The sequence below is a fragment of the Kocuria soli genome (assembly GCF_003797835.1).
Classification (GTDB): domain Bacteria; phylum Actinomycetota; class Actinomycetes; order Actinomycetales; family Micrococcaceae; genus Kocuria; species Kocuria soli.
In genome coordinates this window covers 191,261-204,583 of sequence record NZ_RKMF01000005.1, presented here as the reverse complement: position 1 = coordinate 204,583, position 13,323 = coordinate 191,261, and the positions used below count along the sequence as shown (strand labels likewise).

Annotated in this window: 19 protein-coding genes and 1 tRNA gene; 4 read left to right on the top strand and 16 right to left on the bottom strand. The window is 66.9% G+C overall.

The genetic code is table 11. The features are described from left to right. Positions 1-139: 139 nt before the first annotated feature. From EDL96_RS05755 to EDL96_RS05700, 15 genes are all read right to left on the bottom strand, one after another. Positions 140-913: a hypothetical protein gene (locus EDL96_RS05755; RefSeq protein ID WP_123824832.1), complete on the bottom strand. Its 774-nt coding sequence runs from the start codon at positions 911-913 to the stop codon at positions 140-142. A 10-nt stretch (positions 914-923) separates the two neighbouring features. Next, positions 924-1,400, bottom strand: coding sequence for a hypothetical protein (locus tag EDL96_RS05750; protein WP_199732543.1), 477 nt, complete (start codon positions 1,398-1,400; stop codon positions 924-926). 76 nt (positions 1,401-1,476) lie between these two features. After that, a complete protein-coding gene (locus tag EDL96_RS13355) occupies positions 1,477-1,635 on the bottom strand; it encodes a hypothetical protein (RefSeq protein ID WP_158609516.1) in 159 nt (52 codons plus the stop codon). Between the two features lie 29 nt (positions 1,636-1,664). Then, the gene (locus EDL96_RS05745) at positions 1,665-2,057 is read right to left on the bottom strand and encodes a terminase (protein ID WP_233568711.1); all 393 of its coding nucleotides are present in this window, start codon (positions 2,055-2,057) and stop codon (positions 1,665-1,667) included. Positions 2,058-2,732: 675 nt separating this feature from the next. Further along, the gene (locus EDL96_RS05740; RefSeq protein ID WP_123824830.1) at positions 2,733-3,587 is read right to left on the bottom strand and encodes a hypothetical protein; all 855 of its coding nucleotides are present in this window, start codon (positions 3,585-3,587) and stop codon (positions 2,733-2,735) included. 14 nt (positions 3,588-3,601) lie between these two features. After that, entirely contained in the window at positions 3,602-3,787 is a 186-nt protein-coding gene (locus EDL96_RS05735) for a hypothetical protein (RefSeq protein WP_123824829.1), read from the bottom strand. After that, a complete protein-coding gene (locus tag EDL96_RS05730) occupies positions 3,784-3,981 on the bottom strand; it encodes a hypothetical protein (protein WP_123824828.1) in 198 nt (65 codons plus the stop codon). Before EDL96_RS05730 ends, EDL96_RS05735 begins: the two co-directional genes overlap by 4 nt. Further along, positions 3,978-4,160 (bottom strand): hypothetical protein, encoded by a 183-nt coding sequence (locus EDL96_RS05725; protein ID WP_123824827.1) that lies wholly within the window; start codon positions 4,158-4,160, stop codon positions 3,978-3,980. The genes EDL96_RS05730 and EDL96_RS05725 overlap by 4 nt, the downstream gene beginning before the upstream one ends. Then, complete coding sequence (locus EDL96_RS13350) at positions 4,157-4,453, bottom strand: WhiB family transcriptional regulator (protein WP_158609514.1); 297 nt, start codon at positions 4,451-4,453, stop codon at positions 4,157-4,159. The genes EDL96_RS05725 and EDL96_RS13350 overlap by 4 nt, the downstream gene beginning before the upstream one ends. Continuing rightward, complete coding sequence (locus EDL96_RS13435) at positions 4,450-4,869, bottom strand: hypothetical protein (RefSeq protein WP_199732542.1); 420 nt, start codon at positions 4,867-4,869, stop codon at positions 4,450-4,452. The genes EDL96_RS13350 and EDL96_RS13435 overlap by 4 nt, the downstream gene beginning before the upstream one ends. After that, the gene (locus tag EDL96_RS05715; RefSeq protein WP_199732541.1) at positions 4,866-5,921 is read right to left on the bottom strand and encodes an AAA family ATPase; all 1,056 of its coding nucleotides are present in this window, start codon (positions 5,919-5,921) and stop codon (positions 4,866-4,868) included. The genes EDL96_RS13435 and EDL96_RS05715 overlap by 4 nt, the downstream gene beginning before the upstream one ends. Continuing rightward, entirely contained in the window at positions 5,918-6,238 is a 321-nt protein-coding gene (locus EDL96_RS05710; RefSeq protein ID WP_123824825.1) for a hypothetical protein, read from the bottom strand. Before EDL96_RS05710 ends, EDL96_RS05715 begins: the two co-directional genes overlap by 4 nt. A 185-nt stretch (positions 6,239-6,423) precedes the next feature. Continuing rightward, positions 6,424-6,882 carry a hypothetical protein gene (locus tag EDL96_RS05705; protein ID WP_123824824.1) on the bottom strand — a complete coding sequence of 153 codons (459 nt, stop codon included), beginning with the start codon at positions 6,880-6,882 and terminating at the stop codon, positions 6,424-6,426. Continuing rightward, the gene (locus EDL96_RS13345; protein WP_158609512.1) at positions 6,879-7,049 is read right to left on the bottom strand and encodes a hypothetical protein; all 171 of its coding nucleotides are present in this window, start codon (positions 7,047-7,049) and stop codon (positions 6,879-6,881) included. Before EDL96_RS13345 ends, EDL96_RS05705 begins: the two co-directional genes overlap by 4 nt. 125 nt (positions 7,050-7,174) lie before the next feature. After that, complete coding sequence (locus EDL96_RS05700) at positions 7,175-7,369, bottom strand: helix-turn-helix transcriptional regulator (protein ID WP_123824823.1); 195 nt, start codon at positions 7,367-7,369, stop codon at positions 7,175-7,177. A 105-nt stretch (positions 7,370-7,474) separates the two neighbouring features. Between EDL96_RS05700 and EDL96_RS05695 the strand changes: the two genes are divergently transcribed. Beyond that, positions 7,475-8,167: a hypothetical protein gene (locus tag EDL96_RS05695; RefSeq protein ID WP_123824822.1), complete on the top strand. Its 693-nt coding sequence runs from the start codon at positions 7,475-7,477 to the stop codon at positions 8,165-8,167. Continuing rightward, entirely contained in the window at positions 8,154-9,281 is a 1,128-nt protein-coding gene (locus EDL96_RS05690) for a site-specific integrase (protein ID WP_123824821.1), read from the top strand. The genes EDL96_RS05695 and EDL96_RS05690 overlap by 14 nt, the downstream gene beginning before the upstream one ends. A 52-nt stretch (positions 9,282-9,333) precedes the next feature. Here EDL96_RS05690 and EDL96_RS05685 read toward each other — a convergent pair. After that, positions 9,334-9,413 (bottom strand) — tRNA-Leu (locus EDL96_RS05685). Between the two features lie 232 nt (positions 9,414-9,645). Here EDL96_RS05685 and EDL96_RS05680 point away from each other — a divergent pair. Then, entirely contained in the window at positions 9,646-10,248 is a 603-nt protein-coding gene (locus tag EDL96_RS05680) for an ANTAR domain-containing response regulator (RefSeq protein WP_123824858.1), read from the top strand. A 60-nt stretch (positions 10,249-10,308) separates the two neighbouring features. Then, on the top strand, positions 10,309-13,203 hold the full coding sequence (gene polA, locus EDL96_RS05675; protein ID WP_199732540.1) for a DNA polymerase I: 2,895 nt from the start codon (positions 10,309-10,311) through the stop codon (positions 13,201-13,203). Positions 13,204-13,323 lie beyond the last annotated feature (120 nt).

Genomic DNA, 13,323 nt, shown 5'->3' with positions numbered 1-13,323 from the left:
CGCGAGGCGCACGAGTTGGTCGAGAACGGCCGCACAGTCGGCAAGGTCACCGTCCACAGATGGGAGTAGACTGAAACCGCGCGCACGCGCATGTTCACAGGCGAGTGCGTTTGCAGAACCTCGGCTAGCCAAAAAGCGCTCATTTGGGCAACTGGTCGGTCCATCCATCGGTAGCCGCCTCGACGGCCACATGCACCGCAGCTACTACGATGCTCAGGTCCGCCAGGAGTTCTCCGTCCGGCACCGTTGCCGGCCATGCGTGGGCATGTGCGACGCCACTCCCTGACTGCCAGATCCACTTGAGTGTCTCCGAAAATACTTCCGGTTCGACAGTTGAATCCTTCTCTGTGACGCGTGGTTGCACATATTGTGCAAATCCTTGAATTATCGCGTTCTCGCCCCGCACTGCATCTTGCGGCTTGAACTTCTTGGACGCCTCCTGGATGCGCGTAAGATTTTCCTCAGAGGGCTTGAGGGAGACGATATGCTCAATCTCCCCCAAGGCCCTGGCTGCCCGATTGAAGCTCGCAAGCTCTACTCCCATGACATGACGCGCATTGCGTAGCCGTTCATCCTCGGTGCGTGGACAGAAGACGTATCCAACCCGTGCGCCCCCCAGCAGTGCGGTCCGCATCAGAACGCGAAGCCCAATGAGAGTCGATGTGCCTTCCTGAAGGCTTGCCTTAAGCATTAACAGCGATTCGGACGCACAGTGCACCCCGCCTGCAAGAATGTTCGAGAGCGAAATGGGCGATTCTGTGAATGCAGATTCAAGCGCGGTCATTTCACTTCCATCAGACGTGAGCTCGCGGAGATCCATCGCGAGTTCGTAGATGGCGTCGATGATGCCCAGCTGACGCTGCATCATCTCTATGGCTTCAGGGTTGTCTCGCTCGAGACCTGTCGTGTACATGGTGGTGAACCTACACGTGGCTGTACTTCTGCCCCGTGACGGCGATGTAGCGGCCCGAGTCCGGCGGGTACGTCTCCACCCTGCGCCCACCGGCCCGCTCCTTCGTCCCACGGCCTGGCTCCATCGGCAGGAAGATGTGCAGCCCCCGGCCGGACTGCGAGACCTCGATCAGCAGCGCCTCCGTCCGGTGAGCATCGACGAGCTCCCGTGCCCACGGCGCCAGCGCCCCGGACAGACCGATGCAGTAGTCCAGATCCAGGCAGCCGACGCCCTCACCGAGCACCCACCCCAGCCCCACACCGTGCCGTGAGCCCACAGCGGCCTCATACGTCGTCCACGTCGCCGGGTTCGTGGACGAGGCGTAGCGGCCGTTGTCGGCCCGCACAGGGGCCTTCTGGGCGTCATGACGCACCCACCGGGCAGAGTCCGTCATCACCGCGGGGAACACCGGCTGGGCGGCCTTCTTGCGTGCCCTGTGCGCGGCCACACGACACGCACCAGAGCAGTACCGGGCACCAGCCCTGTACAGCTTCATCGACGCCCCGCAATGCCCGCAGGACTGCTCAGTCATCGACGAACAGCCGATCCCACGACACCACCGTCCCAGCCACCACATCAGCCAGTGCCTGCGCCTCCGCGATCAGCCCTGAAACGCCCTCAGCGCCCGTCTCCCGCGACGCCGCCACGAACGACTCCGCCCGTGCCCGCAGAGCCGCCGGCACCTCCTGAGCCTCCACAGCACGCCGCCGCCTCACGACGCCGCCACCCTCAGCCCGTACGCCCCACGTGCACCACCACGACGCTGCGGCTGGTTGTCCTCAGCGTCCGGGATCCGCAGCGACGCGATCAGCTTCACGTACAGCGCGCCTTGCTGTCTGGCCTCCACCAGCGCGGGATGCACCGTCTGGTCCCCGCGGGCATTGAGCACCGTGACCGGGTTCGCCTCCGCCTCCGAGAACAGCGTGTCCAGCCGGTCCGCGACCCGGCACGCCTCCCGCAGCGTCAGCAGCTCGTGTTCCTCGAGCTCGTGCTCGTCCACGATCGACTTCCAGAGCTTCTTGCCCGAGGTCGCCAGCCCTTCCGGTGCCCTCGGCGCCTTCCGTCCGTCCACGTAGATCCTCCATCCGTTCTGCCGCTCAATCACGGCGATTATCTGTTACAAGAATACCCCCTACGAGGCCCCAACGCACCCCACCAACACCACAACGACCCAGCATTTCCCCTAGTCAGAAACCCTTCGGAACGATTCAGCTCACGCGCAATGGCAGGCGCTATACGCCGTGCGATGGGGCAAAGCGGGGTGGGAGGAGTGGGGACCGGGGCCTGCGGTCCGTCAGTCCTTGGGTCGCAGCAGTCCTGGGTGCGCCTCGGTGCGGGCTGCTCGTGCTCGTGCGATGGCGCTTGGTCGTCGTGGTGCGCTGCCTCCCTCGCTCGAGGACTTGGCGGCGTGGTGGGCGCGGCAAAGCCACTGGAGGTTGCTGAGGCTGTGGTCGTCGCCGCGCACGATGTGATCGCACTGGTTGCCGATCGAAGTGCATCTTTGGCCGTCGGTGATCCATTCGCATTGGCCACCTGCGCGTGCGCGGACTTGTTCGCGGAGTCGGTGCCAGTTCTTCGGGAGCCGGTCCCGTCTGTTGGATGTGGTCCATCCCGGCATGGTGTCCTCTCGGCGGCGCTGTGTGCCGTTCTCCGGGCCTGGTGTGCCCGTGGTGGCCCCGGTTGGCCCCGTGGGCTGTGAGGGCCGCAGGCGGGCGCACAGGGCTTCTGGCATGGGTGAAGGCCCCCTGCCGCGGTGTGCGACAGGGGGCCGTGGTGGTGGTCAGTTCTTTTGCTGCGCCCAGAAGTGCGGGGCGTATTGGGCGATGCTTGCGAGGTTGCCGCCTGCGCCGTTGCCCCATGCCTGTGCGATCGAGCGCAGCTGGGCGATCTCGTGGCGCTGCTCGTCCGGGTCCAGGGCCTGGATCACCGGGCGGCCGTGGCGGCCTTGGGCGTGGAGGATGCGGAGCCAGCGGGCGATCGGGGCGAGGTCGCCGGTGCGCATCCACTCGTTCGCGCTGCCCTGGTCGACAGCGCTGAGCGCCCATCCGTGGGCCAGGCCGGACGCGTAGCGGGTCATCGTGTCCACGGCCTCGTCTCGCCTGTCCGTGGTGTCGAGGCCGGCTCCGGCTTCCGCGGCGGCATCGATGACCACGGCGTGGGCGTCGAGGGCTTCGGCGGCGGCGGTGAGGTCGCGCCAGAGCTGGGCGGATCGCTCGTTGCGGATCAGCTGGGCGGGGGAGAGCCGGGAGCCGCCGAGCTCGTCATACGCCGCGGTGAACGCCTCGGCGTGCTTGTTGAAGGCCTCCCGTGCCGCGGGGGCGATCATCACCAGGTGGGCTTCGGCTGCGGCCTGGGCGTGGGCGTCGGCGGCTGCGGTCAGGCGGCTGAACACCGGGCCAATCTGATCGAGTCGGAGCGACTGGACCTTCGCCCAGGCGGTCGCGGCCTTGGCGGTGTCGCCGTCGGCGAGGGCTCGTTCGTAGTCCACTTGTGCCGTCTGGCCCGCCTGGTGAACCTCGTCGCGGCGGGTGGTGATCTGCTGCTTCTCGTCGGCGGCGTGGCGGATGTCCGCCGGCAGGGGCGCGAGGCCCAGGGCGGCGGCGGTGTGCGCTGCGGTAAGTGCTGACGTGCTCATGGTGGTGGTTCCTTTCACCAAGTCTTTGGCGTGTTGAAAAAGGCCTCTGCCCGTGCGCGGGCCAGGTCGGGTTCGGGTGCCCACGCTTGCGCGGGATCCGGCTGCCTGTTGGGCGGCGCGGCCGGGTCGGGCGGTGGGGGTGCGGGGGTGCTGGTGCCGAAGGCGGAGGCGATCAGCTCGTCGCGGGTGCGGTCGGTCACTTGTCGGTCTCCTGTTCGTTCGCGTTGTTCGCGGCGTCGATGAGGTCGGCCAGTTCGCAGCACGTGCGATATGCGGCGATGTCATCGAGGAACATGAATCCGGCCCCTCGCCGGATCATGTACCCGCGCTCTTCGCGGCCGTCGTCGTGCGTCCAGGTGTATGGCTTCACGGTGAGGCGGTTTGGAATGCTCATGTGTCCTCCTTCTCGATGGACTCGGCGATGTCGACCAGCGCGTCCGCGAGGGCGAAGAGTTGAACGGCTGGGACGAATACGGTTCGGCGCTCCTGTGAGGTGATCTGCGCTGCGATCAGGGCGCCGCGGGTGGCGCCGCTGCGATTGCGCCAGGTCCAGGGATGGGCGCGGATTCTCACGCGGCGGCCTCCTTTTTTGTGAGCTCGGCTCGTCTGCGCTGAGTGGTCAGCGACGCGCGTTCCTTCGGAGTCAGCCCGCCCCAGACGCCGGCAGGCTCCCGTGCGTCGACGGCGTACGTGGCGCAGGCGATTCGGGCTGGGCAGGACTGGCAGCGCGCCTGGGCGTACCAGGTGTCCTGTGGGGTGCCGGTGATCCAGGCGGTGCTGTTGCTGCTGCGACACGGGATCGCCTGCGGGGCCTGCCGCTGGATCTCCTCGAGCTTTCGGAGCAGTCGATCGTGGCCGCCGCTCACTTCTCGTCCTCCGTGGGCGACGGCACCGGGCCGAGGCAGTGGCGGCGGACGAACTCCGTCCAGTCCGTGCGCCCGATCCACGGCTCCGCCATGAGGGCGATCGACGCGGCGAGAACGTCCCGCGTGGACCCCAGGTGCGAGGCGGGGATGACGTAGGCCGGTGACGCGGTGGGGGCGCAGCGGTCGTGCTCCACCTGCCAGCGTGCGGGGGCGGGCGGGCGCAGGAACTCGTCTGCCGCCCCGTCGAGGCGCAGCGGGGACAGGATCGCCACCGCCGCCTCACGGGCCGCAGCGTGGGCCGTGTGGGCTGCTTCAGCGGAGGCGAGGTCGTCGTCGTAGACGCGGACGGCGCCCGTGGTGCCGGTGACCGGGCGCGAGCACTGCTCACAGGTCAGGTGGATGGTTGCAGGGTTCATGCTGTAGCTCCCTCCTGAGTGGGTGTCAGTTGTGTCAGAACTGTCAGATTGGGCGCCCCTGGTTCCTCAGAACTGACACTTCTGACACTTCTGACAGGGGTGTAGCGGCCACGGCCGGCCTTCTCGATACGCCCAGCCTCAGCAGCTCGGCGGAGATAGGTGTCGAGCGTCCCCGGCTCCATGTGCATGAGGGTGAGCAGCTCCTGCCGGCGGATGCCCTCGGGGTAGCGGCCCACGAGGTTCACGAGCTCCGTCATCTGATCCCCCAGACCAGCAACGGCCTCACGCTGCTGAACGGCCTGAGCGGCGCCGTCCAGCGTCCAGGACCCGTCCGTGAGGGTGACGGCGTACTCACCCTCGACAGCATCGCGAGAGGTGACGTTCAGGATGGCGGACTGCGTGTGCCTGTCACGGCGCAGCACCAAGATCGAGTCAGCTGCACCGGCCAGGCCCTGAGTGCCCGAAACGCTGTCCAGGAAGTCCGCGGTTCCCGCCTTCTTCGTGTGGTGCACGACGATCAGGGAGGTGCCCGGCCAGGCGTCCACGAGGTCCTTGAGCGCCGACATCTGGCCGTAGTCCTTCTGGTAGGCGTCGTTGCCGGTGTAGACGCCGCGGACCTTGCCCAGGGTGTCGAGCACGACCATGGGCCGCTGGCCGGCGTGGCGCTCGAGGAACGCAGCGATGGTCTCCACCGCTGAGACACCCGGCGGGGTGCTCGTCATCATCGTGAGCAGTCGGTGCCCGTCCTGGACGCCGATCGTGCGCAGCCGGCCCTGCAAGCGACGCTGGCCGTCCTCGAGGGCGAGGTACAGCACGGGCCGCTGCTGAACGGGGATCTTGCCGAAGGCCAGGCCCCCGGTCGCGGCGGCGTAGCCGAGGCTGAGGACCATCCAGGACTTGCCGATCTTCGGGGCCGCAGTCAGCAGAGTGAGGCCCTCTGGGATCAGGCCAGGGACGACGTACTCGACAGGCGGGAAGCTCTGCCCCATGAGCCAGTCGCTGTTGAAAGCTCCGTCCAGGGGATCAGGGCGGGTCTCTGCGAACTTGGTCACGCGGCCACCTCCTGCCGGATCTGCCCCGTGGCGTACAGCGCGCGCCAGGCGGCGATTGCGGCGTCCTTGACGGCCTGGCCGGCCTCCGGGGAGCCCTGGTCCGGGACGGCCCGCAGGCGCGGCCGTAGGGCGGGTGAGGGGCCTAGGTCGGCACCGAAGTCGGCTGCCGCCAGCTGGATGCGGGCGCGCTCAGCGGAGGCGCCGGCGCGGTGGCCGGTCCAGTAGATGTTCTCAGCGACGGGATCGCCTGACTCGAGCAGATCGGCCGTCATCTGCGAGACAGAGCGCCCCGGCACCGCTACGCTGGTCGTAGTCATTCAGATGTTCCTCTCTTCGCCGTGGAGGGCGAGGGGATATGAAGCAGCCCCGCCGGTTGGTCCCTGGCGGGGCTGCTTGCTGTGGACGTTGTGTTAGAAGGTGACGAGGACGTGCGCGCCGATGGTGTTCAGCCAGAACAGAGCGCTGAACGCGAGCACGGTGAGCGCAGAGTCGCGTAGGTCGCTCACTTCGGGGCCGCCTGCCGGGACGCGAGATCGTGCTGTCGCTGTGCGCGGAGCAGCACGTCATGGATCTGAAGCCGCCGCACGGCATACCTCAGCAGGTCTCCGGCCGGGATCAAGTGGCCGTCAGCGTCGTACGCCTGCGGCCCGTGGTGAGCATCGGTGGCGGTGTACAGGTCGATGCCGGGTTCCCAGATCGCCGGCCCCATAGCGAAGTGCTCGCCTGTCGCAGGGTCGTACTCGGGCGCCCACTCGGGCTCGGTGCGGCGGAAGCGGGTAGGATTGGCAGTGACGCTCATGCTGTCCTCCTGGACGGTGTTGGGTGCAGCGGCGGTCGCGATCCTGTTCTTGGCGGAATGGTCGCGATCGTCGTTCTTCTTTTCTTGGCCGGTGAAGTGATCCCGGCCGGTGTCATGGGTATCGAATGGCTCAGGCGGGATGCCTCCGCGACGGCGAATCATCGGGCGAACTCCTTGAGCAACTGGTCGAGCCACAACTCGGCTCGTCCCGTGGCCTTCTCGCCCGTGCTGTCGATGTACGGCAGCGGACTCGGCCCGGTGTCCGTGTAGACGCCGTCCTCGAACGCCATGAGGCGCTTCGCGGCCAGCTCGACCTTGTTGCGCGACAACCGGAGTCCCCGACATTGAGCGTGTGCTCGAACGCGCAGCTTCGTCTCTGCGTACCTGCTGGTGGGCATGTTGGTGTGCATTTCGACCCCCTCGGATCTTGAGCTTTCGCCCGGTGGATGGTTGGTCAGGCGGCGTCGCCGGTGATGGTCCGGGTGTTGGCCTTGAGCCATGCCTCCACGCTTTCCGTGGAGTAGAGGACCCGGCGGCCGCCCACCTTCACGAACTCGGGGCCGACGCCGCGGTAGCGCCAGTTGGCCAGGGTCGCCTTCTTGATGCCGAGCCACTGCTCGAGCTGCTCGGGGGTCTTGTAGTCGCTCACTGCTGGTCTCCTTCAGTTTCAAGACAACGAGATGGAGTTGTCCTGAAAGACGCTAGGCGGGACGGCCAGTGATGTCAAGCGAACGAACTCCTGTACCCTGGTGTCATGCCACCTAGTGACCCTGTGCCGCAGGCCATCCGTGCCGTCATCGGCCAGAACGTCGCCCGCATCCGCGCCGATCAGGGGATCAATGCCGAGACGCTGGCAGAGAACATGAGGACCGCAGGCTTCGCCTGGGCTGCCCAACGCGTCTACGAACTCGAGGCGGGTCGCAAGAACGTGTCGATCGCCGAGCTCCTAACGCTGGCGGCGGCCATCTCTCGCAGTGGAGAAGTGGTCACCGTCCCCGACCTCATGCGGTCAGAAGACCTGGTGCCGGTGTCCGAGGTCATGGGGCTCACGCCCACAGACATGCACGCCGCACTGACAGGGGAGCCAGTGGTGCTGAGTCTCACTCCTCAAGCGCGCCAGCGGTTCCGTGGCCTCGCAGAACGGGCCAGCGTGGCCGCCGATGTCGCCATGCACGACTTGGCTGAATGGGGATTGCAGGATCTCGACATGGATGCCCTGGATGCAGTGGGTGCACCGGACGCCGCCGATCGAAAGGCGGCCACGAAGCTGGGCGTCCCCGTATGGGTGGTCCAGGTGACGGCGCGACGGCTTTGGGGCAGGCAGCTGTCAGCTGAGCGGGATGCCGAGGTTGACCCCGGGGCTACGGCCCAGGCGCGTGGGCATGTGACGCGCGCCCTGACAGAGCAGCTGCGCATGGAGATCGAGCGGCGCCGTGGCAACGGTTGAGTCCTACGAGACGAAGACCGGCCGGCGGTACCGGGTCCGCTACCGGACTCCCGATCGGCGGCAGACGGACAAGCGCGGCTTCACCACAAAGCGCGACGCCGAGCGCTTCGCCCGCACCATCGAAGTCTCCAAGGACCGCGGGGAGTGGATCGACCCCGCGGACACGCGTGTCACGGTCGGGGAGCTGGGGGAGTGGTGGATTGCCAGCCGTTCGAGCCTGAAGCCGTCGACGCTGCGGACAGTGGAGTCCGCCTGGCGGGTTCATGTGGAGCCGCGGTGGGGGCCGGTGCCGGTCTCGGATGTCCGGTTCTCCGCCGTCGAAGCATGGGTCGCGGAGCTTGCGCGGGAGAAGTCGCCCACGACGGTGAAGCGTGCCCACGGAGTGCTGTCGTCGATCCTGGCCAGCGCAGTCCGGGACCGTCGCATCCTCGCGAACCCGGCTGAGGGTGTGTCGCTGCCCCGGAAGGTGGCGAAGGCTCACGTCTACCTGTCCCATGTCCAGCTGCACGCGTTGGCCGCTGCCTCCGACCGGCCGGCACTCGTGCTCGTGCTTGGGTACACCGGCCTGCGGTGGGGCGAGGCGATCGGGCTGCGCGTTAAGGACGTGGACACCGCCCGTCGGCGGATCAGGGTCGAGCGCAACGCCGTGCAGATCACCGGCGCCCGCTTCGAGGTCGGCACGCCGAAGTCCCACAAGCAGCGCAGCGTGCCGTACCCGGCGTTCCTGGCCTCTCTGGTCGCTGAGCAGCTCGAGGGCAAGGCCGAGGACGACCTGCTGTTCCCCGGCCGCACCGGCGGATTCCAGCCCCGCCCCAACTTGTTCACCGGCGACGGCGGCACCAGGTCATGGTTCACCGCTGCCTTGGAGCGCGCCGGCCTCCCGAAGATGACCGTCCACGACCTCCGCCACACTGCGGCGTCGCTGGCCGTGGCCTCTGGGGCGAACGTGAAGGCCGTCCAGCGGATGCTCGGACACGCCTCGGCAGCGATGACGTTGGATGTGTACGCGGACCTGTTCGACGACGATCTCGAGGCCGTGGCGACCTCTCTGGATCACGCTTTCTCGCAGACGAATGTGGGCAGAACGTGGGCAGAATGCGCGTCCGGGGAATGAAGAAGGCCCCTACTCCCGCGTCATTCCGGGGAAGTAGGGGCCAATCGGAGAGTGCCCAAGGTGGGACTCGAACCCACACTCCTAAGAACCGCATTTTGAGTGCGGCGCGTCTGCCAATTCCGCCACTTGGGCAAAGCACTCGCAGCAGTGTACCCCACATCCGGTTGTAGGCTGGACGGAGAGCAGCCAGTACTCGGCCGCAGACCCCAGCAGCAGGCGAGGAGTAAGTGCAGTGACCCAAACCCCAGGTCAACCGGACCCGCAGGACGCCCAGAACGGCGCGGGTGCGCTCAACTCCGTCGACAGAGCAGCCACGTCTGCCGAGGCCGGAGAGTCCACGGTGGACGTCTCCGAGGCAGAGTCGATGAAGGGCGAAGGGGCACCGGAGTCCTTCGGCTCACGCCGCCGGGTTCTGGTGGCCGAGGACGAATCCTTGATCCGGATGGACGTCGTGGAGATGCTCGAGGGCGAGGGTTACGAAGTCGTGGGCGAGGCCGAGAACGGCCAGCGTGCCATCGACCTGGCCAAGGAACTCGAGCCGGACCTGGTCCTCATGGACGTCAAGATGCCTGTGCTGGACGGGATCACCGCAGCCGAGGCCATCGCTTCGGAGCGCATTGCGCCGGTCGTTCTGCTGACTGCATTCAGCCAGAAGGAGCTCATCGAGCGAGCACGGGAAGCCGGTGCCATGGCGTACGTCGTCAAGCCCTACACCGCTGCTGACCTGGTCCCGGCCATCGAGATCGCGCTGTCACGCTTCGAGGAAATCATCTCCCTCGAGGACGAGGTCTCCGAGATGAAGGACCAGTTCGAGACCCGCAAGATGGTCGAACGGGCCAAATCGCTGTTGATCACGAAGATGGGCCTGACCGAGCCCGAGGCGTTCCGGTGGATCCAGAAAACCTCGATGGACCGTCGGCTCTCCATGCGGGAAGTGGCCGAGGCCATTCTCAACCAGGTGGCCTGATCCCGGCTGGGGAGGACTCTCGACGACGGTGCAGTCGGATCGCGCACCTAGGATGGGCACGTGAGCGATCAGAGCACCCCCAAGCCCACCACCGTCGTCATCGGCACCAAGACCGAGCACCCGCGGGAGATCGAACTCCCGGAACCGGTGTCCCGGCCCGACCGCCGACTTCTGCTGATCGACGGTCATTCGCTGGCATTTCGTGCGTTCTTCGCCTTGTCCAGGGCCGCCGAGTACGGCAACGGTCCGGCGTTCGTCACCTCTGAGGGCGTACACACGGAAGCGGTCTACGGCTTCCTCAACACCATGGCCAAGATGATGCGGGACCACGAGCCCACACACGTCGTGGTCTCCTTCGACCTCGAAGGTCCGACCCTGCGGTCCCAGGAGTACGAGGACTACAAGGGCGGCCGTGACGAGACGCCGGAGGCTTTCCACGGGCAAGTGCCGCGTATCCAGTCGATCCTCGAGGCACTGGGCGTACCGGTCGTGACCAAGGACGGGTACGAGGCGGACGACGTCCTGGCCACTTTGGCCAAACGGGGCGCCGCCGATGACTTCCAGGTACTGGTGTTCTCGGGGGATCGGGACGCGTTCCAGATGGTCGACGACCACGTGACGGTCGTGTACCCGGGCCGTACGCCCTCGGACCTGAAGATGATGGACGCCGCGGCGGTCATGGAGAAGTACAAGGTCCCGCCCCAGAACTACCCGGACCTGGCTGCCCTCACCGGTGAACAGGCCGACAACCTGCCCGGCGTCCCCGGGGTCGGACCGGGATTCGCCGCGAAGTGGATCGAGGCCTACGGAGACGTTGAGTCCGTGCTTGATCATGCCGACAAGATCACCGGCAAGAAGGGTGAGGCGCTGCGGGAGAACCTGGACCTGGTCCGCCGCAACCGCAAGCTCAACCGGCTGGAAACCGACCTCGATCTCGGCTTCGACCTGGTGGACGCGGCACTACCTGACCCGGACGAGGCCGCGGTCAACCAGTTGTTCGACGACCTCGAGTTCGGATCGGGGCTTCGGGGGCGGGTCCTGGACGTGTTCGCCGGTCCGGACGCGGGACCTTCGGCGGCCGCGTCGGGGATCGAGGAGGTCCCCACGGTCGTCACCGCCGCAGAACTGAACGAATGGCTCGGCGTCGACGCCGAGCGGGAGACCGCCGTCCGCGCCTTGCGCCACGACGACGACGCCGCTCAGCCCGGTGGCCGCGAAGTCACCGAGCTGATCCTCGCCCGCGCAGGAGTGGACGAGAAGCCCGCCCGGGCGGTCCACGTGAACCTGGTGGAAGCTGATGCCGAGTTGGACTCGACCTTGGGCCAGTGGCTGGCGGACAAGTCCGCTCCGAAGGTCGTGGTGGGACTGAAAGACCTGTGGAAGTCCCTGGCCCTGCGCGGGATGGAGTTCGAAGGCGCCGTGGACGACGTCGCTTTGTCGGCCTATCTGGTCGAGCCGGCTCGACGGCACTACGACCTCGAACCCCTCCTGGCCCAACACCTCGACCTCGAAGTCCCCGACATCGAGGAACGGACCGCACAGGACGCTGACGGCCAACTGTCCTTGGACGTGGCTGACGCAGAGGTCACCGGTACTGATCCGGAACACGTGCGCAGGGAAGCCGAGTTGGCCGTGGCCAGCCTCCAACTCTCCGCGTTTCTCCGGGACAAGCTCCAGGCCGACGGGCAGAGCGCCCTGTTGGCGGAGATGGACCTCCCGTTGGCCAAGATCCTGGGGCGGATGGAACTCACGGGGGTGGCCGTCGACCGGGATCGGGTGGACGCTCTCATCCGGGATCTCGAAGGCCCCATCCAGCAGGCCTGGGACACCGCCCAGAGCTTGGTTCCCCGGGAGGAAGGCGAACCCGAGATCAAGCTCGGGTCCACCAAGCAGCTGCAGACCGTGCTGTTCGACACCCTCGGCCTGCCACCCACCAAGAAGATCAAGACCGGCTACACCACCTCGGCCGCCGCACTCGAGGAGCTGCTCACCAAGGTTGACCTGGATTCCCCGGGAGCGCAGTTCCTGCTGGCACTGCGCCGCTGGCGTGACACGACCAAGCTCAAGCAGATCGTGCAGGGACTCAAGACCGCGATCAAGGACGACGACCGGATCCACACGGACTATCAGCAGACCGTGGCTGCCACGGGGCGGTTGTCCTCGACCGATCCGAACCTGCAGAACATCCCCGTGCGTACGGAGGAGGGGCGGCGCATTCGAGGTGCCTTCGTGACGGGTTCCGACGCCGAAGGCCCTTACGAGGCCCTCGTGACGGCGGACTACTCGCAGATCGAGATGCGCGTCATGGCACATCTCTCCGAGGACGAAGGCCTGATCGAGGCGTTCCGGGCGGGAGAGGACCTGCACCGTTACGTGGGTTCCAAGGTCTTCGGTGTGGAACCGGAGGGTGTGACCCCGGAAATGCGCTCCAAGGTCAAGGCCATGAGCTACGGGCTGGTCTACGGCCTGAGTTCTTACGGCCTGTCCCAACAGCTCAACATCTCCGTCGACGAGGCCCGGACCATGATGGCCGACTACTTCAAGCGCTTCGGCGGCGTCCGTGACTTCCTGCGGGGGGTCGTGGACGAGGCAAGGGAGAAGGGCTACACGGAAACCATCGACGGGCGTCGTCGGTACCTGCCGGACCTGGCCAGCGACAACCGTCAGCTCCGCCAGGCCGCCGAACGCATGGCGTTGAATGCACCCATCCAGGGGTCCGCGGCAGACATCATCAAGAAGGCGATGATCCGGGTGGACCGCGAACTGGAGGCCCGGGATCTGCGGTCCAGGGTTCTGATGCAGGTCCACGACGAACTCGTCGTGGAGGCCGCCCCCGGTGAGGTCGACACGGTCAGCGAGATCCTGCGTGCCGAAATGGGTGCGGCCATCGAACTCTCGGTGCCGCTCGAGGTGAACGTGGGCGTGGGCCCGGACTGGAACGCCGCGGCACACTGAGAGCGACCCGTCACGGCGGGGGAGCAGCAGGCCGTCCAGACCACTCGCACGCACGGGGGCCGTCACAGTGTTTCGCTGTTGATTCCAGACCTCACGGGTGCCTAAAATATACGGGCGTGT